This window comes from Uruburuella suis, from assembly GCF_022870845.1.
In the GTDB taxonomy this organism is placed as follows: domain Bacteria; phylum Pseudomonadota; class Gammaproteobacteria; order Burkholderiales; family Neisseriaceae; genus Neisseria; species Neisseria suis.
In genome coordinates this window covers 1,564,425-1,585,022 of sequence record NZ_CP091507.1, presented here as the reverse complement: position 1 = coordinate 1,585,022, position 20,598 = coordinate 1,564,425, and the positions used below count along the sequence as shown (strand labels likewise).

Below are 20,598 nucleotides of genomic sequence, written 5' to 3'. Positions count from 1 at the left end.
TTACGCATTGTTTTGACAAAGCTAATCGTACCTTGCTATCGGTTTTGCGCCGGTCTGGCCGCAATCACATCAATTTCTACCAGCCAACCGGGGTTGGCAAACCCCTGCGTTTGCAATAAAGAACGTGCAGGCAGTTTCACGCCCGCCTTTGCATCAAAAAAACGCAAGTAGCTTTGGGAAAAGCCGCGAAAATCCATGTCGTTCTGCCCTTGTGGTGCTTTTAAAAAAACCTGCATTTTCACCACATCGCTCATGCCCAAGCCCAAGCTTTTCAGGCGTTTTTCAATTTCGGCCAACACGTTGGCCGTTTGCTGCGCCGTGTTGCCGTAAGCCGCTTCACTGCGCGGATCCGCTTTATTGTCGATAATGCCCGGCACCACGCCGTTCAAATAAATCGTGCTGGCTCCGGCCGGCACTTCCACTGCCAGCGAGGTGGGGAAATTCGGCAGGGGGTGGCGGGTGATTTCGTCAGCCCAAGCGGCGTTGCTGATAGCTAAACACACGCCGGCAAGCAATAATTTTGACAAGTTATTCATTTATGCATTCCTTTGCCGTTACATTCGATAGCCCGTCGTAGGTGCGCACGCCGCGTTTTTGCGGCGTAATCGTATGCATGAAACCCACGGCCGATATAAAACATAGAGGCCGTCTGAAAGCCGCGTTGCCTGTCAAAAAATTGTCCGACATGTCGATATGACACGGTTTGTTGCAACAATCTTTGATAAGTCAGCTGTTTGCTTTTCAGACGGCCTCTGGGGCTACCTATTCATCACAATCCATCATCAAGCTCAATGATTGTGCCCGCAGGGTTTTTTCATATCCAGCACCATGCGGCCTTGGATTTTGCCGGCGTGCATTTCTTCAAAAATATCGCCCACTTCATCCAGCGCACGGGTTTGCACCACCGGCACCACGATGCCGCGCGCGCCGAAATCGAAGGCTTCGGCCAAATCTTGGCGCGTGCCCACCAGCGAGCCGACCACTTCGATGCCGTCGAGCACGGTGCGGGGGATAGACAAATCCATGGTTTCCACCGGCAGGCCCACGGCCACCACGCGGCCGCCGGCGCGCACGCAATCGATGGCGCTGTTGAATGCGGCTTTAGACACGGCGGTCACCATGGCGGCGTGTGCGCCGATGCCGGTGATTTCTTTAATGCGCTCGGCCGCATCTTCTTTGGCGGCATTCACGGTGAATTCCGCGCCCACTTTTTTGGCCAAATCCAGCTTGTCGTCGTTGATATCGACAGCAATCACGCGCGCGTTGAACACTTTGGCGGCGTATTGCACGGCGAGGTTGCCCAAGCCGCCGGCGCCGTAAATGGCAATCCACTGGCCTGCGCGCACACCGGCCACTTTGGTGGCTTTATAAGTGGTAACGCCGGCGCAGGTGATGGAGCTGGCTTGTGCCGGGTCGAGGCCTTCGGGCACTTTTACGGCATAATCGGCGCTCACCACGCAATATTCGGCCATGCCGCCATCTACGGTGTAGCCCGAATTTTTCACGGTGCGGCACAAGGTTTCGCGGCCGCTGTTGCAATATTCGCAATGGCCGCAGCTTTCAAACAGCCAAGCAATGCTCACGCGGTCGCCCACTTTCAGGTTGGTCACATCGGGCGCCACTTCTTTCACAATGCCGATGCCCTCGTGGCCGAGCGTGCGGCCGGGTTGTTTGCCGTAATCGCCGGCGGCCACGTGCAAATCGGTGTGGCACACGCCGCAATATTCCACTTCCACCAGCGCTTCGCCCGCGCCGATTTTGGGCAGGTCTTTTTCAATCACTTCAACGCCTGTACAGGCTTGGTTAACCACTGCTGCTTTCATAGTAGATACTCCTTGGTTGGTGATATCGAATCAATGGAAATGCGCGCAAAGTGTGCAACCTTGCCGTGCTTTCCGCCTTGCAAACATGCTTTTTTGCTCAAAACCTGACTCGCGGCTGAAATGTGGGCAAACCCTTGCGGGAGCGGGTTGGAAATTTCCGCGTCTGAGGCTGCCATAAATATTGATATTTTAATGAAGCCAAACCGCCCAGTAATCAATGTGTGTGTTTACAGTATAACCAAATCGGGGCAGGGCGCGATTGATAATCATCAAGGGGTTTGCCCGATTGAAAGCCTGCGTAAATGTTATGCTATATCATTGTTGACAAACAGGCCGTCTGAAAGCTTTCAGACGGCCTCTCGGCTGGATTGCACTTTTCACGCGCCAATATTCGATATTAATGTAAACCGAGCCTAAACCGATTTAACCCGAATTGCGGTACAATGCCCGCTTTGTTGATTGTTAAGGACGGCCTGTATATATGGCTTCTTTGGAAACCTGGATCGGCCTGCGCTATTTGCGGGCCAAAAAACGCAATGGTTTAATGTCGTTTATCACCATGATTTCGATTGCCGGCATCGCGCTGGGCGTCACCGCGCTGATTGTGGTGCTCTCGGTGATGAACGGCTTTCAAAAAGAGATTCGCGGCCAGCTTTTGAATGTGGCGCCGCATGCGGAAATCGGCTATTACGACACGGGCAATGGCGAAGGCTGGCAGAGCCTGCGCCAATATGCGGCGGGCAGAAAAGAGGTGTTGGCCACCGCGCCTTATGTGGCCGATCAGGCGTTGTTGGCCAATGCGGGCGAGGTGCGCGGCGTGCAGCTGCGCGGGATTTTGCCTGAAGAAGAAAACAAAGTGGTGGATTACGGTAAAAATATGCCGCAGGGCAGCTTTGCCGATTTGAAGCCGGGTGAGTTTGATATTGTGTTGGGCGAAGGGCTGGCGCAGGCTTTGGGCGCGGAAGTGGGCGGCAAGGTAACGGTGATCACGCCTGAGGGCAATGTCACCCCCGCCGGCGTGGTGCCGCGCTTGAAGCAGTTTAATGTGGTGGGCGTGGTGAAAACCAGCGTGTATGAGGTGGATAATTCGCTTGCGCTCACGCATTTGCAGGATGCGCAAGTGCTCTACCGCTTGGGCGACGGCGTGGGCGGCTTGCGCTTGAAGCTGGCCGACCCGCAAAATGCGCCCGCCTTTATCGCCAATCTGATTCCGGCGGCTGCGCAAGACAAAGTGTGGGTGCGCGACTGGACGTTTCAAAACCGCAGCTATTTTGAGGCGGTGGAATTGGAAAAGCGCATGATGTTTATCATTCTCACGCTGATTATTGCGGTGGCGGCGTTTAATTTGGTGTCGTCGTTGGTGATGGCGGTTACCGAGAAGCAGGCCGATATTGCCATTTTGCGCACTTTGGGGCTGCCGCCGGGCGGGGTGATGAAGATTTTTATGGTGCAGGGCGCGTTTGCCGGCTTTTTCGGCACCTTGATCGGCGTGATTTGCGGCGTGTTGCTGGGCTGGAATGTGGGCAAAATCGTGGCGTTTTTTGAAAAGCTTTTCGGGGTGCACCTGATTAATTCGCAAATTTATTTTATCGATTATCTGCCCAGCGATGTGAACATGGGCGATGTGGCTTTTATCGCCTGCATTTCGCTGGTGCTGGCATTTTTGGCCACGCTCTATCCGAGCTGGCGTGCGGCGAAAACCCAACCGGCGGAGGCTTTGCGTTATGAATAATACGGTGTTGGCTTGCCGCTCGGTGAGCAAAAACTATCGCGACGGCGAATTGCATGTGGATGTGCTCGACAGCCTGAATTTCGATGTGGCCGAAGGCCAGAGCGTGAGCATTATCGGCGCTTCGGGCAGCGGCAAATCCACGCTCTTGCATATTTTGGGCGGGCTGGACATGCCCACTTCGGGCAGCGTGAATCTGATGGGCAACGACTTGGGCAAGATGAGCCAAAAGCAGCTGGGCGATTTGCGCAACCGCTATCTGGGCTTTGTGTATCAATTCCATCATCTGCTGCCCGAATTTTCGGCGTTGGAAAATGTGATGATGCCGCTTTTAATCGGCAAAAAGCCCAAAGCCGAGGCGGAAGCGGCGGCGGCGGCGATGCTGGAAAAAGTGGGTTTGCACCAACGCGCCTTGCACCGGCCGAGCGAATTGTCGGGCGGCGAGCGCCAACGCGCCGCCATTGCCCGCGCATTGGTGACGCAGCCCAAATGCCTGCTGGCCGACGAGCCCACCGGCAATCTCGACCGCAAAAATGCGCAAAATATTCTCGATATGATGCTGGATTTGAAAAACGAAATGGGCACAGCGCTGGTGGTGGTCACCCACGATGATGAGTTGGCCGTGCGCTTTGATCGCGTGATGATGATGAGCGATGGGCGCTTGAGCGATAAAGCCTGACGCCGGTGCGTTGATTTGAGCTGCTGTTGCCCGATTGTATTCGTGCTGCTGGGTTTTAAGTTGTTTTTAAATTGAATCAAGGCCGTCTGAAAAAAGTTTCAGACGGCCTTGATTCATATTGCCGCCATTTTTCTGTTTTATAATCAGCACCAATGTTTGCGGCGCTTGCTGTTGAGGCCGTCTGAATTTGGGAGCAAACCATGAAAGTGTATACCGCTGCGCAGATGCGTGCGCACGAGCAAATGGCTGTGGATGCGGGCACGAGCTTTGAGCAATTGATGGAAAATGCCGGCGGCGCAGCGGCGGCCGATTTGTTGCGCCGCCACCCTGAGCCGGCCCGCGCGCTGGTGGTGTGCGGCAAGGGCAATAATGGCGGCGATGGTTTGGTGATGGCGCGGCTGTTGCAGGCCGAGGGCTGGCGCTGCGATGTGGTGTTTGTGTTGGGCAGCGAATTGTCGCCGCTGGCCGAAACCAACCGCCGCCGTCTGCTCAATCTGGCGGGCATAAGCTTTATCGGCGCTCAAGCGCTGCCGGGGCAATTGGCGCAGCAGCGCTACGATGTGCTTATCGAGGGCATATTCGGCACCGGTTTTGCCGGCAGGCTGCCTGCTGCGGTGGCCGATTGCTGCCGCTTGCTTAATGCTTCAGACGGCCTGAAAGTGGCGCTGGATATGCCCACCGGCCTCAATGGCGACACGGGCGATGTGGATGCCGATGTGTTTCGCGCCGAGCTTACCTACACATTCGGCGCCTACAAGCCGGCGCACATTATGGATGCGGGCAGGGCGGTGTGCGGCGAGATTGTGTGTTTGGACATAGGCATTCAATAATTCCATCAACAAAGGCCGTCTGAACACAATGTTTCAGACGGCCTTCTTATAATGTAGTGGAATGAAAGATAATATAGTGGAATGAAAGAAAAACTTATACAGGCGCATGTAGCAAGCCATATGCAGAAGCCGTTTAAACCGCGTGCGTGGCTGCGCCACACACCCTACACATGATGCTAAATTTCTTATTTTTGTATAAGTTTTTCATTCATTCCACTATAACGATTTGTATAGGTGATCAATAATGAATCACGCTGCGGATGGATTTGCCCTCGTGCATCAAATCAAAGGCGGTGTTGATTTCTTCCAGCGGCATGGTGTGGGTGATGAAATCGCTGAGGGCGAATTCGCCTTTCATGTATTGGCTGATGATGCCGGGCAATTCGCTGCGGCCTTTCACGCCGCCAAATGCGGAGCCGCGCCACACGCGGCCGGTAACCAATTGAAACGGGCGGGTTTTGATTTCTGCGCCGGCAGGTGCCACGCCGATAATCACGCTCTCGCCCCAGCCTTTGTGGCAGCATTCGAGCGCGGCGCGCATCACGTCGACATTGCCGATGCATTCAAACGAATAATCCACGCCGCCGTCGGTGATTTCGATCACCACATCCTGAATCGGCTTGTCGAAATCTTTCGGGTTGATGCATTCGGTGGCACCCAGTTTTTGCGCCAGCGCGAATTTCGAGGGGTTGGTGTCGATGCCGATAATGCGCGAAGCGCCGCTCATACGCGCGCCGATCACGGCGGCCAGGCCGATGCCGCCGAGGCCGAAAATGGCCACGGTTTCGCCGCGCTTCACTTTGGCGGTGTTCATCACCGCGCCCATGCCGGTGGTGACGCCGCAGCCGAGCAGGCACACTTCTTCCAGCGGCGCTTCTTTCTGGATTTTCGCCAAGCTCACATCGGCCACCACGGTGTATTCCGAGAAAGTGGAGCAGCCCATATAGTGGTAAATCGGCTGGCCGTCTTTGAAAAAACGCACCGTGCCGTCGGGCATCAAGCCCTTGCCCTGCGTGGCGCGCACCGATGAGCAGAGGTTGGTTTTGCCGGACAAACAGAATTTGCATTTGCCGCATTCGGCGGTGTAGAGCGGAATCACATGGTCGCCCACTTCAAAATCGGTGACGCCCTCGCCGACGGCTTCCACAATGCCCGCGCCTTCATGGCCGAGCACGCAGGGAAACACACCTTCGCTGTCTTGGCCGCTTAAAGTATAGGCATCGGTGTGGCACACACCGGTGGCAACAATGCGCACCAGCACTTCGCCTTTTTGCGGCGGCATTAAATCCAGCTCTTCGATTTTCAAAGGCTCGTTGGGTGCCCAAGCCACGGCGGCGCGGGTTTTGATGAATTCCATAATGATTCTCCGGTTGGTGGGTTTGCAAAGGGGCAGATACTCCGCCCACTATCTGCTATTTGATATACGATTTAACCAGGCTCACCGCTTCATCAAGCTTTTGCTGCAAGGCTTGATGCTGCGGATTATCACAGCTTTCATGGCTGAATGAGTCGCGCAAATGGCTTTCCATCACATCGCGCATCAAGCCGTTTACCGCGCCGCGCATGGCGGCAATCTGTTGCAGCACGGCGGCACAGTCTTGGCCGTCGGTAATGGCGCGCTCCAAAGCTTCCGCCTGGCCGCGGATGCGGCGCAGGCGGTTGACGGCGCGTTTTTTGTCTTGCGGGTGATGGGGCATGGCTTTTTCCTGAATACTGGGGGCAGTATAAAAAAGATAGGGCGCATTGGCAAGCGCTGCACAGGAAAGGCGCAAGGCCGTCTGAATATGTTTATAATCGGGCAGCGCCGATAATCCTGTCGGCGTGTTTTGTGAAGGGTATGCCAACCGATGCGCCGACTTTCCCGCCCCGAAAATCCGCTCGAGCGCTTGATGCGCCCTTACCGCCGCCGCCTTTATCTGCCGCTTTTGCTGGCTTTGGCGGCGGTGGTGCTGTTTATCTGGCAAAGCGCGCTGCTGGCGGCTTTGTTTGCCGGTTGGCTCAATGCGGCCTCAGCCGGGCAGAAACCGCTTTCAGACGGCCTGCGGACTATTTTACTGTTAATTATGATGTATTTGCTTCTACGGCCTTTGCTTTCTTTATTGAAAGAGCGTGTGCTGCAAAAGCTGAGCCTGCATGTGCGCCATGGTGTGCGCCGCCGCCTGCTGCATGCGCTGGCGGCGTTGGGGCCGGCGCGCAGCCATTTCGGCAGCGATGGGGCGCTGAGCACGCAAATTTTGGAGCAGGTGGATGCGCTCGATGGCTATATCAGCCGCTTTTATGTGCAGCGCACGGTGGCGGTGGCCACGCCTTTGCTGATTGCGGCGGCGGTGTTTTATCACAGCAAGCTGGCGGCGGCGCTGCTGCTGCTCACCGCGCCTTTGGTGCCTTTGTTTATGATATTGGTGGGCACGGCGGCGGCCAAAAAAAGCCGCCAACAATTAGACACGCTCTCGCAATTGGGCGGGCGCTTTCTCGATTTGGTGCGCGGCATGCCCACTTTACGCCGCTTGAATGCGGTGGCGCAGGCGGAAAAGCAGGTGTCGGCTTCGGCGCTGGTTTATCAAAAGCGCACCATGAGCGTGCTGGCGCTGGCGTTTTTATCCGGCGCGGTGCTGGAATTGTTTGCTTCGCTGGCGATTGCGCTGGTGGCGGTTTATTTGGGTTTGGGCTTGATCGGCGTGTTGCCGTGGGCAAAAGGCGTGGTGCCGGTGCCTTATGAGGGCGCTTTGTTTATTTTGCTGCTTGCGCCTGAGTTTTACGCGCCGCTGCGCCAGCTCGGCAACGATTATCACGCCAAGGCGCAGGCGCAGGCGGCGGCGGAAGCTTTGCAGCCCTTACTTGATGCGGCAGAGGGGCAAAGGCCGTCTGAAAGCGGCATCAAAATGGATTTAAACGCTGCGCCTTCGCTGCAATTGACCGGCGTGCGCATTATGGGCGCAGAAGGGCGCGAGCGGCTGGCGCCCACTTCTTTTGCTGTGAAAGCCGGTGCGCGCATCGGCATCGGCGGCGTGAGCGGCATCGGCAAATCGAGCTTGTTGCAAGCTTTGCTCGGTTTTAGCGCGTATGAAGGGCGGATTGTGCTCAACGGCGAAGATTTTGCCGCGCTGGACAAAAAATACCTGCAAGGGCAAAGCGCTTATCTGGCGCAAACCGCCACGCTTCTGCCCGGCAGCATCGCCGATAATCTGCGCTTGGCCAAAGCCGGTGCGGATGAGGCGCAAATGCAAAAAGTTTTAAGTGAAGTCGGCTTGTGGGATTTGATTCAACGCCTGCCCGATGGCTTAAACACACCATTGGGCGAGCGCGGGTTGGGGCTCTCGGGCGGCCAGCAGCAGCGCTTGTCGTTGGCACAATTATTGTTACGGGATGCCCATTTTTGGCTACTCGATGAGCCTGCCGCGCATTTGGATGAGGAAACGGCGGCTGAGCTATACCGCGTGTTGGGGCAAATCAGCTGCGGCAAAACCGTGTTGCTGGTGAGCCACGATTTGGCGGCGGTGCCGTGGCTGGATGATGTGGTGGTGCTGGAGGGCGCGAAATGAGCCGTCAAGATATCCGTTTGCGCGATTTGTGGCAGAGCCGGCGCGGCATGTGGTCGGTGGCGTGGCTGCTCGGTGCCGTAACTTTATTGGCCACGGTGGCTTTGCTGGCGGTGTCGGGCTGGTTTATCAGCGCGGCGGCGGCGGCCGGGGTGGTGGCGCTGGCCACGGCTTATATGTTTGACTATTTCCGCCCCGGCGCGATTATCCGTGCGCTGGCGATTGTGCGCACGGCGGGTCGCTACGGCGAGCGGCTGGCTTCGCACAATGCCGTGCTGGCTTTGCTGCGCGATTTGCGTGTGCGCTTTTTCGGCCGCCTGGCCGCCGCAGCGGGCAGCGCTGATGTGGTTTCCGCCGGCAGCATGCACCGGCTCACCAGCGATATCGATTTGCTCGACCAATGGCCGCTGCGTTTTTTGATGCCGTGGCTGTGGGCGCTGCTGCTTCAGACGGCCTTTGTGTTGTGGCTGCTGCTGGCCGCACCGGCTTTGCTGCTTTATGTGCTGCCGCCTTTGCTGCTGGCCGGTGTGGTGTTGCCCGCGCTGGCGGCTTGGCGCGGCATGGTGCCGGCGCGGCAAGACACGCAGGCGGCCGAAGAGCGTCGCCGGCGCTTGCTGATGCCGCTGAGCCTCATCACTTCGTTATTGTTGTGGCGGCGTTGGGCAGATTGCGAAACCTCGTTTCTTGAAGCCGATGCCGAATATGGGTGCCTGCAATTGCGCCAGCAGCAATGGGCGAGCGTGTATGTGTGGTTGCAGCAATGTGCACTGGCGCTGCTGGTGGCTTTGCTTTTGTGGCAGGGGTGGCCGCTGTTGGAGAGCGGGGCGTTGGGTGTGCCGGTGTTGTTGGCGATGGTGTTGGCGGTGTTTGGTTTGAATGAAGTGCTCACGCCGCTGGCTGCGCAATTTATGGCGCTGGGCTTCAGCAGCGCCGCGCGTGACCGCTTGAATGCGTTGGGCAGCGCGAAGCCTGCCGCCGAAAAAGCAGCGGCCGGCTGGCCGCAGGGCAGCCTGATATTCAGCGCGGAAAACATCAGCGCCAAAAGGGCGGGCGCGTTAAACGGCGCGGAGCATGTGAACTTTGTGCTGGAAAGCGGCCAAGCCTTACTGATTGCGGGGCCATCGGGCGTGGGCAAATCCACTTTGCTCGATGTGCTCGCCGGTGAGCTTGCGCCCCTGCAAGGCCGTCTGAAACTCAACGGGCAGGATTTTGCCGATTTTCTGCCCGGCGATGAAGTGGGCTATCTGGCGCAGCAAGTGGATATTTTCGACCTCACGTTGGCCGAAAACCTGCGCCTGGGCAAGGCCGGTGCCGATGATGATGCATTGTGGCAAGTGCTGGAAAAAGTGCGGCTGGCCGATTGGGCGCGGGCGCAGCCGCAAGGTTTGCAAACCCGCTTGGGCGAATACGGCGCGGCGGTGTCGGGCGGGCAGGCGCGGCGCATTGCGCTGGCGCGGCTTTTGCTCAAGCCGCGCGCTTTGCTGCTGCTCGATGAGCCTTTTGCCGGCCTGGATGCGGCCACGCGCGAAGCGGTGAGCGCCATGCTGCTGCAAGAGCGGGCGCAAGGCTTGCTGATTGTGGTGAGCCATCAGCCGCCTGCGCAAGCCGATTTTCAGGTTTTGCGTTTGCAGGAAAAGGCATGAGCCTGCGGGCGTGGCATCGTTGACAAAAACAGCGGCTTGGCGTTTAATTGCACAATACAAACTATATATTGTATTAATACAAAAAAAGAAAAGCCTTGAGGCCGTCTGAAAAGGCCGTCTGAAAGCGGTGCAGATTGTTTTTTTGAATTCAATCTGCTTTATATCGAATGCGGAAATTTGAGCGGCACATGATGCTTTCGGCCGCTGTTTGCGGCTTTTATCGGGGCGCTGCCTGTGTGCATATTGTGATGCGGGCGGCGCAAACTGCGTGCGGGGAAGCGCTCAGGCTAGGGCATATCAAACGTAAACGTGCTTTTATTTGTGCATCGCGTGGCGTTAGAATGTAGCTTAGTTTCAATTTCAACCATTTCAACCACACCGAAAAAAGCACCGTAGCGCGAGCCATCTTGCGGCGCGGCGCAATGGCCGGTGTGGGCGAAACGGCGTTTAACCACACAGGAGCATCATTATGGACTTGGTCGAATTATCGCGGCTGCAGTTTGCGATTACCGTTATGTACCATTTCTTGTTTGTGCCGCTCACTTTGGGCTTGGCGTGGATTTTGGTCATCATGGAAGCTGTATATGTGATGACCGGCAAGGAAATCTACCGCGACATGACCCAATTTTGGGGCAAACTTTTCGGCATCAACTTTGCCTTAGGCGTCACCACAGGCATCACGATGGAATTTCAGTTCGGCACCAACTGGTCGTATTACTCGCATTATGTCGGCGATATTTTCGGCGCACCGCTGGCGCTGGAAGGGCTGATGGCCTTTTTCCTCGAAGCCACGCTGGTGGGACTTTTCTTTTTCGGCTGGGAAAGAATGTCGCGCCGCCAGCATTTGATGGTAACCATTTTTATGGCTTTGGGCACCAATCTTTCGGCCTTGTGGATTTTGGTGGCCAACGGCTGGATGCAAAATCCGGTGGGCGCGGTGTTTAATTTCGAAACCATGCGCATGGAAATGACCAGCTTTCTCGAAGTGGTGCTCAACCCCGATGCGCAAAATAAATTTGTGCACACCGTGTCGGCAGGTTATGTGGCCGGCTCCATGTTTGTGTTGTCGATTTCCAGCTGGTATATCCTGCGCAAGCAAGATGTAGAATTTGCCAAAAAAAGCTTCCGCATCGCTGCCGCATTCGGCATGGCGGCGATTTTGTCGGTGCTGGTGTTGGGCGACGAATCGGGCTACAGCATCGGCAAGGCGCAGAAAACCAAAATGGCGGCGCTGGAGGCGATGTGGGAAACCGAGCCTGCGCCGGCTTCGTTTAATTTGTTTGCCATTCCGAATGAAAAAGAAATGCGCAACGAATATGCCATTCATATTCCTTATGTAATGGGCATCATCGGCACACGCTCGCTCGACACGCCGATACCGGGCATTAAAGAAATCATCGCGGAAAACGAGCAGCGCATCGAGTCGGGCCGCCATGCGGTGGTGGCGCTGGAAGCTTTGCGCAAAAACCATAAAGACACCGAAGCGCAAGCTCTTTTCCGAGCGCATCAGGAAGATTTGGGTTTCGGCCTTTTGCTGAAGCAGCATATTGAAGACGTGAGCCAGGCCACGCCGGAAATGGTGGCCGCGGCCGCGCGCGATTCGGTGCCCACCGTGTGGCCGATGTTTCTCACCTTCCGCATTATGGTGGCTTGCGGCTTTGCCATGCTGCTGGTGTTTGGTTTGAGCTTTTGGTCTTCCCTCAAAGGCACGTTTGCCGATAAGCCGTGGCTTTTGCGCCTGGCGGTGATTTCGCTGCCCTTGCCGTGGCTGGCGATTGAAGCGGGCTGGTTTGTGGCTGAATACGGCCGCCAGCCGTGGACGATTTACGGCGTGCTGCCCACCAGCCTTTCGGCTTCTTCATTGTCGGTAAATTCGCTTTATGGCTCGCTGGCCGGCTTTATTGCGTTTTACGCCGTGTTGCTGATTATCGAAGTGTATTTGATGCAGAAATACATCCGCATAGGCCCGGGCTCGTTGGGCACCGGCAAATACGATAACGAACAGTCAGAGCATTAAGGAGCGAAATATGGATATCATCAATTTATTTGATTACGCCACATTGAAATGGATTTGGTGGCTGTTTATCGGTGCGCTTTTAATCGGCTTTGCGATTATGGACGGCCACGATATGGGCATCGGCACGCTGCTGCCTTTTGTGGCCAAAACCGATGAAGAGCGCCGCATTGTGATAAACAGCGTAGGCGTGCATTGGGAGGGCAACCAAACTTGGCTTATCACCGGCGCAGGCGCCATTTTTGCCGCTTGGCCTATGGTGTATGCCACGGCTTTTTCCGGCTTTTATTGGGCGATGTTGGCGGTGTTGTGGGCAATGTTTTTCCGACCGGTGGGCTTTAAATACCGCAGCATGATTCAAAATGAAACCTGGCGCAAAACTTGGGATTGGTGCCTTTTTATCGGCTCGTTTGTGCCCGCGCTTTTGTTCGGCGTGGCGCTGGGCAATGTGATTCAGGGCGTGCCTTTCCATTTCGACGACACCATGCGCTCGTTTTACACCGGCTCGTTTTGGGCGCTGCTCAACCCGTTTGCCTTATTGTGCGGCGCGGTATCGGTGGCGATGCTGGTGTTTCACGGCGGCGTTTATTTGATGCACCGCACCGAGGGCATTGTGTATGCGCGCACCCGCAAAACCCTGATTTACAGCGCGCTGATTACTTTGGCGCTGTTCAGCATTGGCGGCGTGTGGGTGGCCGGTATGGAAGGCTTTGTGGTGGTGGCCGGCACGCTGGATCCGGGCGGCCTGCCTAATCCGCTGGGCAAAGAAGTGGTACAGCAGGCCGGCGCTTGGCTGCTCAATTACCAACATTGGCCGCTCACCATGTTGGTGCCGGTGCTGGCCTATATCGGCATGTTGGCGGCTTTGGTGCTGGCGCGTGCGGGCAAAACGCTGCTGGCTTTTGTGTGCTCGGCCGTGAGTGTGGCGGCGGTGATCGGCACTTTTGCGGTGTCGATGTTCCCGTTTATCCTGCCCAGCAGCAGCGATTTTCGCTCGAGCCTGACGGTGTGGGATGCCACTTCGAGCCACCTCACGTTAACCGTGATGTTTTTCGCCATCATTCTGATTATGCCGGTGGTGGTGGCCTACACGGGCTGGGCATTTAATGTGATGCGCGGCAAGGTAACTGCCGAATATGTGCGTGAAAACGACCACAGCGCTTATTAACACCAAACGTTCAGACGGCCTTGCTTCACTAAATCAAGGCCGTCTGAAAGCCAAATAGAAAGGACAACGATATGTGGTATTTTGCTTGGGTATTGGGCTTGGGCTTTGCCGTGTTGCTGGCGGTGCTCAACGCCATGTGGGGCGAGTTTGAAGAAGAACGCGCACAGAGCCTGCCGAAAAACCGCGGCAATGCTTCCTGAAAAAAGCGGCGCGGGCAAGGCCGGGTAGATTCGTTTTTTGAATGAGCCGCGTGTTTGAAAAGCGGGCAATATGCTTGCTTTTGGGCTTTGCCGTGGATTGTGAAGCCAAAGATAAAAAGGCCGTCTGAAAATTTTCTTTCAGACGGCCTTTTGATGTTTGCTTGTAGGTCGGATACTTGTATTCGACATTTGCCGCACCTGATGCTTGTTCTGCGAACAAGTGTCGGATTCGAGAATCCGACCTACATACTGCTTGTGAAAGCAAAGATAATAAGGCCGTCTGAAAGCCGCGTTCAGACGGCCTTTTTCCGCCAATGTTAAAAGCTAATGTTAAAAAGCGTTGGCAAAATCAAAATTATGAGAAGTTATCTGCATCCTCAAAACGATTGAGCCAGGCTATGCTAAAATCCGCAGCTTGTTTAAATTGAGGCAATATTGTGCGCATTGTTATTCTGATTATCACGCTCTTGCTGATGCAGGTGTTTACATTCGGCTTGGGCCGCTCGGTGCAATGGCTGCTGGCGGGCTTTATCGGCACGCGCGGGCGCCGCTGGTTGATGGCGGGCGTGTTTGCGATTACCAATGCGCTGATTGCCGGCTTGCTGTTGCAGCTGGGGCATGCTGTGTTTCGCTTGATGGCGGTGTGGATGGTGGTGCTGCTGTTTGCCATGTATGCCGCTTTGGCCACTTTTGTGCTTTACCTTATTTTGTGCCGCGTGATGGCGCACAAGCCGGTGGCGCGCAGCCTGCGCATTTTTGCGCCGCTGTTTTTCATCGGGCTTACCGCTTATTCGGTGTATAACGCCTACACGCCGGTGGTGCGCCATTATGAAATCAGCATCAATAAAAAGCTCGAGCGCCCGCTGCGCATCGGCATGGCCAGCGATTTGCACACCGGCATTTTGGTGGGCGCGCGCCAGCTCGACAAGCTTGCCGATATTATGCAGCGCGAAAAAGTGGACATTATCCTGCTGCCCGGCGATTTGATGGACGATAATGTAGAAGCTTATCGCGCCGAAAACATGCAGCCGCACTTGGAGAAGCTGCGCGCACCTTTGGGCGTGTATGCCACTTTGGGCAACCACGATTTGTTCGGCCACGAGCGTGAAATCGCCGAAGAGCTCACCCGCGCAGGCATCAAGGTGTTGGCCAATGAAAGCCTGGTGGTCGACGGGCTGCTTTTGGTCGGCCGCAACGATGATTTAGACACCCAGCGCCCGAGCACGGCCGCGCTGTTGCAAGGGCAAAACACCGATTTGCCGGTGCTCCTGCTCGACCACCGCCCCAGCCAGATTGACGAGCATGCTAAATTACCGGTGGATATTCAGGTTTCAGGCCATGTGCACAACGGCCAGGTGGCACCGGCCAATCTGATTGTGCGCCAAATGAACCGGCTCGCTTACGGCTATGAGCAAATCGGCAACGGCCACTTTTTCGTTACCTCCGGCTTCGGCTTTTGGGGCGTGCCGTTTCGCTTGGGTTCGCAATCGGAAGTGGTGGTGATTGATGTAACCGGGCAATAAATGGATAGATGGAAAGGCCGTCTGAAAGAAAAGTTTCAGACGGCCTTTTTTCTTTTTCATCTACCCGATATTTTCCGCAGCGCTGAAATCTTGTTCTGCGAACAAGTGTCGGATTCGAGAATCCGACCTACGCGCTACAATTAAATTGCGCAAAGCAAACCGTAGGTTTGCCTGCACCCAAGCATCATCGCCATCCGATGCCGTTTGAAACCTTTCAGACGGCCTTTTTCATCATGTGTGCAAACCCCGAATCAACCGGCGCTGTTTTGCTTGCTTTCGAGCATTTCCCAGCGTTCGAGCTTTTCGAGCAGCTGCATTTCGATTTCTTCGGCTCGGGTTTGCAGCAGGGCGGCTTTTTCGTAATCTTTGAAAATGTCGGGGTTGGAAAGCTGCGTGTTCAAATCGGCTTGCTCGGCTTCGAGCGCGGCCAATTCGTCGGGCAGACTTTCGAGCTCGCGCTGCTCTTTATAGGAAAGCTTCACGGTGCGGTTGGCTTTGGGCTTGGCTTTTTCCGGCGCGGCGGTTTGGGGCTTGGGCGCGGCGGCGGTTTTTTCTTCGCGGCTTTTGGCATCGATATAGTCTTGGTAGCCGCCGATGTATTCTTTCAGACGGCCTTCGCCTTCAAACACAATGCTTTGAGTGATGACGTTGTCGAGAAACATACGGTCGTGGCTTACCAAAAATACGGTGCCCGGATAATCGCGCAATAATTCTTCCAGCAATTCTTGGGTGTCGATGTCCAAATCGTTGGTGGGCTCGTCGAGCACCAGAATATTGGCAGGGCGGGTGAAAAGCTTGGCCAGCAGTAAGCGGTTGCGCTCGCCGCCTGAAAGCGATGAAACGGGGCTTTGTGCGCGGGCGGGGTGGAAAAGGAAATCTTCCAAATAGCTCATCACATGTTTTTTCTTGCCGCCGATGTCGACATAATCGTTGCCTTGGCCCAGTGTGTAAAACACGGTGTCGTTTTCATTCAGCGCGCTGCGGAATTGGTCGAAATAGGCCACTTCCTGCTTGCTGCCGAGGCGGATTTTGCCGAAAGTGGGCTGCAATTCGCCCAAAATCAATTTTAAAAACGTGGTTTTGCCGATGCCGTTGGCACCAATCAGGCCGATTTTGTCGCCGCGCTGAATCACGGCGGTGAAGCGCTCCATGATTTTTTTGTCGGGATATTCAAATGAGGCGTCTTCCAGCTCGGCAATGATTTTGCCGCTTTTTTCGCCGGCGGCAAGCTTGAAATTGACTTGGCCTTGCACATTGCGGCGCTCGGCCCGCTGGCGGCGCAAATCTTCCAGCCGCTTCACACGGCCTTCGTTGCGGGTGCGGCGCGCTTCTATGCCTTTGCGTATCCAGGCTTCTTCTTGGGCGTGGAATTTGTCGAACAGGCGGTTATGCTCGGCTTCCACCGCCAATTCTTCGGCTTTTTTCTCGCTGTATTTGCTGAATGAGCCCGGATAGCTGCGCAAAATGCCGCGATCGAGCTCCACAATGCGGGTGGCGGTGTTGTCGAGAAAGCGGCGGTCGTGGGTGATCACCACCATGCTGCCGCTGAATTGTTTGAGCAGGTTTTCCAGCCAGATGATGGCGTCGATATCGAGGTGGTTGGTGGGCTCGTCGAGCAGCAGAATATCAGGCTTCTGCACCCAGGCTTGTGCCAGCGCCACGCGTTTTTTCTGGCCGCCGGAAAGGTTGCCGATCAAGGTGTGCTCGGGCAGGCCGAGCTCGCTGATGGTTTGGCTGATGGCGGCATCGAATTGCCAGCCTTCCTGTGTTTCGATTTGGCTTTGCAATTCGTTTAATTCTTTGAGCAGCGCGCCATCTTGGCTGCTTTCGAGCGCATGGCTGATTTGGTGATAGCGGCGCAACACATCGCGCAGGCCACCCAAGCCTTCCGACACGGCATCAAACACGCTGATGTTTGCATCAAACAGCGGCTCTTGCGGCACATACACGATTTTGAGGCCGTTTTGGATAATCACTTGGCCGTCGTCGAGCTTCTGCACGCCGGCGAGGATTTTTAAAAAGGTGGATTTGCCCGCGCCGTTGCGGCCGATCAGGCCGATTTTTTCGCCGCTGTCGAGCTGGAAAGCGGCGTGGTTAAGCAGGGCAACGTGGCCCACGGCGAATGAGGCGTTTTCTACTTGCAGGATATTCATGGGTGTGCGGTTCGGATAAAAAGCATAAGGCGGCTATTTTAACCGAAGCGGGCCGTCTGAAACGATATTTTTGTGCGCTGAGGCCGTCTGAAAAAGAGCGCCGCTCAGCAGCCTTTGTTGAGCCACACTTCCGACACGCATTGGCGCAATAATTGCAGCACCGGATCTTGTTCGTATTCGTCCAGGTAAATAAATTGCAGCGGCAGCGTTTGCTGGAATTGGTCGAGCATGGCAATCGGCTTGCCTGCGGCAATGGCGGCTTCGGCTTTGTGTATCGGCACCATGGCCATGCCCATGCCGTCGCCGACCAAATCGATAATGGTTTGCGGAAAATCGCAGATAATCTGGTGCTTGGGCGAGAGGCGGTGGCGGCGCCAGAATTGTTGGAGGTATTTGCGCCCGCCCGATAGACCCGACATTTCAATCCAGGTGTAGTTTTCCAAATCGGTGGGGTCGTCGGCCTGAATGTGGGCGGCGGCTTTGGCCGGGCAGATCAGGCAATAGCGGATGTCTTCGAGAAACAGGCTGCGGATGCCGCGATGGTTGGCTGCACCGAGATAAAAGCCGCCTTGCAGGGTTTTGTTTTGCACGCGCTCGAGAATTTCGCCGCTCATGCCGTATTGGATGTGCAGCTGCAAATCGGGATTGTGGTGGCGGATGCAGCGGGTGAGGGTGGTGACGCGGCTGGATAAAATCGGGTGCACGAGGCCGATTTCGGCGTGCTCCACATAATGCTCAGACAAGCTTTGTGCAAAACGCGCGAGCCGGTGGTGGTGCTGCAAAAGCTGCTCGGCTTCGGGCAGAAAGGCTTCGCCGGCGCGGGTGAGCGCCATGCCGCCGCTGGTGCGCTGAAACAACACAACGTTAAGATGTTTTTCAACCGCTTTGATCTGCGCCGACACGGCCGGCTGCGACAAGTGCAGGCTTTCGGCCGCTTGGGTGAGATTGCCGTGATGGGCAACGGTTACAAAGCTTTTGATTTGGTTGTAGTCCATATTTTTCTCGTGTAGCCCGCGGAAGGATATTTTGCCGCTTTCAGACGGCCTTGTTGTATTTATATTTGCTATTTTTAACATATTCAAGACTTTCTGAAAAGGTATTTTAATCGTGTAAAGATTTTGTAATTTAAGCATTTAACCTAAAGCGATAAGCATAACGGATTGTAGGCATTCAAAAATATAATTAGCCAAGCGGGTTGCGAAAGCATTTAAATCCCAACGTGCTGGATTTTCGGCATGGAAAACAAAGGAGAAGTTTATGAACAAGCAGACTGCAGCAAAAGTGCTGGCCAACCCGAAATTTGCGCAAATGGCCCGGCAAAAATCGTTGCTGGGCTGGTCTTTTTCAGCGGTGATGTTTGCCGTGTATGTGGTTTATATTTTATTCATCGGCATTGATCCGCATTCGTTTGCCAAGCCGGTGTCGGAGGGCAGCATCATCACTTGGGGCATTTATGTGGGCCTGTTTGTGATTTTGTTTGCCATTGCGATTACCGGCATTTATGTTTATCTGGCCAATGGTAAGTTTGAAAAAATGACCCAAGAAGTGGTGAAAGATGTGATGGGAGTGGAAAAATGAGCAAATTATGGTTGGCATTGGCCGCAGCGGCGCTGTCGGGCAATGCGTGGGCCGATGCGATTGGCGGCGAAGTGCAAAAGCAGCCGCTGAACATTGCCGCGGTGGTGATGTTTTTGATTTTTGTGGGCGCTACGCTGTTTATCACCAAGTGGGCAGCCAAGCAGAATAAGTCTTCCAAAGATTTCTACACGGCCGGCGGCGGTATTTCCGGCTTTCAAAACGGCCTGGCGATTGCGGGCGATTATATGTCGGCAGCCTCTTTTTTGGGCATTTCGGCCATGGTGTTTATGCGCGGCTACGACGGCCTGATTTATTCCACCGGCTTTTTGGTGGGCTGGCCGATTGTGCTTTTCCTGGTGGCCGAGCGGCTGCGCAACCTTGGTAAATTCACCTTCACCGATGTGGTGGCTTATCGCTTGAAGCAAACGCCGGTGCGTGTGTTTGCCGCTTCGGGCTCGCTTTTGGTGGTGATTTTCTACCTGATTGCGCAAATTGTGGGCGCGGGCAAATTGATTCAGCTTTTGTTTGGCATGGATTATATTTGGGCGGTGTTTATCGTGGGCATTTTGATGGTGTGTTATGTGCTCTTCGGCGGCATGCTGGCCACTACTTGGGTGCAGATGATCAAAGCGGTGCTGCTGCTCAGCGGTGCAACGTTTATGGCCTTCATGATTTTGAAAGGCGCCGGCTTCAGCTTGGAAAATATGTTTACCAAAGCCACGCAAATTCATGAAAAAGGCATAGGCATTATGGAGCCCGGGGGCTTGGTGAAAGACCCGATTGATGCGCTCTCGCTGGGCTTGGCGCTGATGTTCGGCACGGCCGGCCTGCCGCATATTTTGATGCGTTTCTTTACCGTGCCCGATGCCAAAGAGGCGCGTAAATCGGTGTTTGTGGCCACCGGCTTGATTGGTTATTTCTACATTCTCACGTTTGTAATCGGCTTCGGTGCGATTATTTATGTAACGCAAGACAATCCGCATTTCTTCCAAACCATGGTGAAAGAAGGCAAAACCGTGGTGGAGATGATCGGCGGCACCAATATGGCGGCAATCCACCTTTCCGAAGCTTTGGGCGGCAATTTGTTCTTGGGCTTTATTTCGGCAGTGGCCTTTGCCACAATTTTGGCGGTGGTGGCCGGCCTGACCTTATCCGGCGCATCGGCGGTGAGCCATGATTTGTATGCTTCGGTAATCCGCAAAGGCGAGGCCACTTCGCAAGAAGAAATGCGTGTGTCGCGCATTACTGTGCTGGTGTTGGGCGTGTTGGCAATTGTGTTCGGCCTGATGTTTGAAAATCAAAACATCGCCTTTATGGTAGGCTTGGCTTTTGCCATTGCCGCTTCGGCCAACTTCCCAATCTTGATGCTGTCGATGTTTTGGAAAGGCCTCACCACCCGTGGTGCGGTGATTGGCGGCTTTTCGGGCTTGATGTTGGCGCTGGTGCTGATTATTCTGGGGCCCAGCGTGTGGGTGCAGGTGCTGCATCACGAAGCGCCGATTTTCCCTTATGGCAACCCGGCGATTTTCAGCATTCCGGCCGCATTCATTATGGCTTGGCTGGGCTCGATTACCGATAAATCGAAGCAGGCCGAGCTGGATAAAGCAGGCTTTGAAGCACAATATGTGCGCTCGATGACCGGCATCGGTGCGGAAGAAGCTTCCGATCACTAAACCGGCATGATGCAAGGCCGTCTGAATTTTTCAGACGGCCTTTTTT

General features: G+C 55.1%; 17 protein-coding genes. 11 read left to right on the top strand and 6 right to left on the bottom strand.

Features of this window, described 5'->3' with window-relative positions; translation table 11 throughout:
* Positions 1-35: 35 nt before the first annotated feature.
* On the bottom strand, positions 36-536 hold the full coding sequence (locus LVJ78_RS07140) for a Rid family hydrolase (protein ID WP_132953035.1): 501 nt from the start codon (positions 534-536) through the stop codon (positions 36-38).
* A 252-nt stretch (positions 537-788) separates the two neighbouring features.
* Positions 789-1,823, bottom strand: coding sequence for an alcohol dehydrogenase AdhP (gene adhP, locus LVJ78_RS07135; protein ID WP_132953037.1), 1,035 nt, complete (start codon positions 1,821-1,823; stop codon positions 789-791).
* Between the two features lie 481 nt (positions 1,824-2,304).
* On the opposite strand from adhP, the gene LVJ78_RS07130 reads away from it, so the two are divergent.
* The 3 genes from LVJ78_RS07130 (at position 2,305) to LVJ78_RS07120 (ending at position 5,061) form a co-directional block, all read left to right on the top strand.
* A complete protein-coding gene (locus tag LVJ78_RS07130) occupies positions 2,305-3,555 on the top strand; it encodes a lipoprotein-releasing ABC transporter permease subunit (RefSeq protein ID WP_132953039.1) in 1,251 nt (416 codons plus the stop codon).
* The gene (gene lolD / locus LVJ78_RS07125) at positions 3,548-4,231 is read left to right on the top strand and encodes a lipoprotein-releasing ABC transporter ATP-binding protein LolD (RefSeq protein WP_132953041.1); all 684 of its coding nucleotides are present in this window, start codon (positions 3,548-3,550) and stop codon (positions 4,229-4,231) included. The genes LVJ78_RS07130 and lolD overlap by 8 nt, the downstream gene beginning before the upstream one ends.
* A 200-nt stretch (positions 4,232-4,431) precedes the next feature.
* On the top strand, positions 4,432-5,061 hold the full coding sequence (locus LVJ78_RS07120) for an NAD(P)H-hydrate epimerase (protein ID WP_132953043.1): 630 nt from the start codon (positions 4,432-4,434) through the stop codon (positions 5,059-5,061).
* Positions 5,062-5,299: 238 nt separating this feature from the next.
* Here the strand turns inward: LVJ78_RS07120 and LVJ78_RS07115 are convergent, their stop codons facing one another.
* Together LVJ78_RS07115 and LVJ78_RS07110 are read right to left on the bottom strand one after the other, a co-directional pair.
* The gene (locus LVJ78_RS07115) at positions 5,300-6,418 is read right to left on the bottom strand and encodes an S-(hydroxymethyl)glutathione dehydrogenase/class III alcohol dehydrogenase (protein ID WP_132953045.1); all 1,119 of its coding nucleotides are present in this window, start codon (positions 6,416-6,418) and stop codon (positions 5,300-5,302) included.
* Positions 6,419-6,473: 55 nt separating this feature from the next.
* The gene (locus LVJ78_RS07110) at positions 6,474-6,905 is read right to left on the bottom strand and encodes a metal/formaldehyde-sensitive transcriptional repressor (RefSeq protein ID WP_425316040.1); all 432 of its coding nucleotides are present in this window, start codon (positions 6,903-6,905) and stop codon (positions 6,474-6,476) included.
* Positions 6,906-6,908: 3 nt separating this feature from the next.
* On the opposite strand from LVJ78_RS07110, the gene cydD reads away from it, so the two are divergent.
* The 6 genes from cydD (at position 6,909) to LVJ78_RS07080 (ending at position 15,148) form a co-directional block, all read left to right on the top strand.
* Entirely contained in the window at positions 6,909-8,603 is a 1,695-nt protein-coding gene (gene cydD, locus LVJ78_RS07105; RefSeq protein ID WP_132953047.1) for a thiol reductant ABC exporter subunit CydD, read from the top strand.
* Positions 8,600-10,243, top strand: a complete 1,644-nt coding sequence (cydC, locus tag LVJ78_RS07100; protein ID WP_132953049.1) for a thiol reductant ABC exporter subunit CydC — start codon at positions 8,600-8,602, stop codon at positions 10,241-10,243. The genes cydD and cydC overlap by 4 nt, the downstream gene beginning before the upstream one ends.
* A 469-nt stretch (positions 10,244-10,712) precedes the next feature.
* The gene (locus LVJ78_RS07095; protein WP_132953051.1) at positions 10,713-12,260 is read left to right on the top strand and encodes a cytochrome ubiquinol oxidase subunit I; all 1,548 of its coding nucleotides are present in this window, start codon (positions 10,713-10,715) and stop codon (positions 12,258-12,260) included.
* 10 nt (positions 12,261-12,270) lie between these two features.
* Entirely contained in the window at positions 12,271-13,425 is a 1,155-nt protein-coding gene (cydB, locus tag LVJ78_RS07090; protein ID WP_132953053.1) for a cytochrome d ubiquinol oxidase subunit II, read from the top strand.
* A gap of 71 nt (positions 13,426-13,496) precedes the next feature.
* Entirely contained in the window at positions 13,497-13,625 is a 129-nt protein-coding gene (gene cydX / locus LVJ78_RS07085; RefSeq protein ID WP_132953055.1) for a cytochrome bd-I oxidase subunit CydX, read from the top strand.
* Positions 13,626-14,098: 473 nt separating this feature from the next.
* Positions 14,099-15,148 carry a metallophosphoesterase gene (locus tag LVJ78_RS07080; RefSeq protein WP_207894275.1) on the top strand — a complete coding sequence of 350 codons (1,050 nt, stop codon included), beginning with the start codon at positions 14,099-14,101 and terminating at the stop codon, positions 15,146-15,148.
* Positions 15,149-15,399: 251 nt separating this feature from the next.
* Here the strand turns inward: LVJ78_RS07080 and LVJ78_RS07075 are convergent, their stop codons facing one another.
* Together LVJ78_RS07075 and LVJ78_RS07070 are read right to left on the bottom strand one after the other, a co-directional pair.
* Entirely contained in the window at positions 15,400-17,301 is a 1,902-nt protein-coding gene (locus LVJ78_RS07075) for an ATP-binding cassette domain-containing protein (RefSeq protein ID WP_132953059.1), read from the bottom strand.
* Positions 17,302-17,405: 104 nt separating this feature from the next.
* A complete protein-coding gene (locus tag LVJ78_RS07070) occupies positions 17,406-18,296 on the bottom strand; it encodes a LysR family transcriptional regulator (RefSeq protein WP_132953061.1) in 891 nt (296 codons plus the stop codon).
* A gap of 262 nt (positions 18,297-18,558) precedes the next feature.
* Here LVJ78_RS07070 and LVJ78_RS07065 point away from each other — a divergent pair, with 262 nt between their 5' ends.
* Entirely contained in the window at positions 18,559-18,879 is a 321-nt protein-coding gene (locus LVJ78_RS07065) for a DUF485 domain-containing protein (protein WP_132953063.1), read from the top strand.
* Positions 18,876-20,552 carry a cation acetate symporter gene (locus tag LVJ78_RS07060; RefSeq protein ID WP_132953065.1) on the top strand — a complete coding sequence of 559 codons (1,677 nt, stop codon included), beginning with the start codon at positions 18,876-18,878 and terminating at the stop codon, positions 20,550-20,552. Before LVJ78_RS07065 ends, LVJ78_RS07060 begins: the two co-directional genes overlap by 4 nt.
* Positions 20,553-20,598 lie beyond the last annotated feature (46 nt).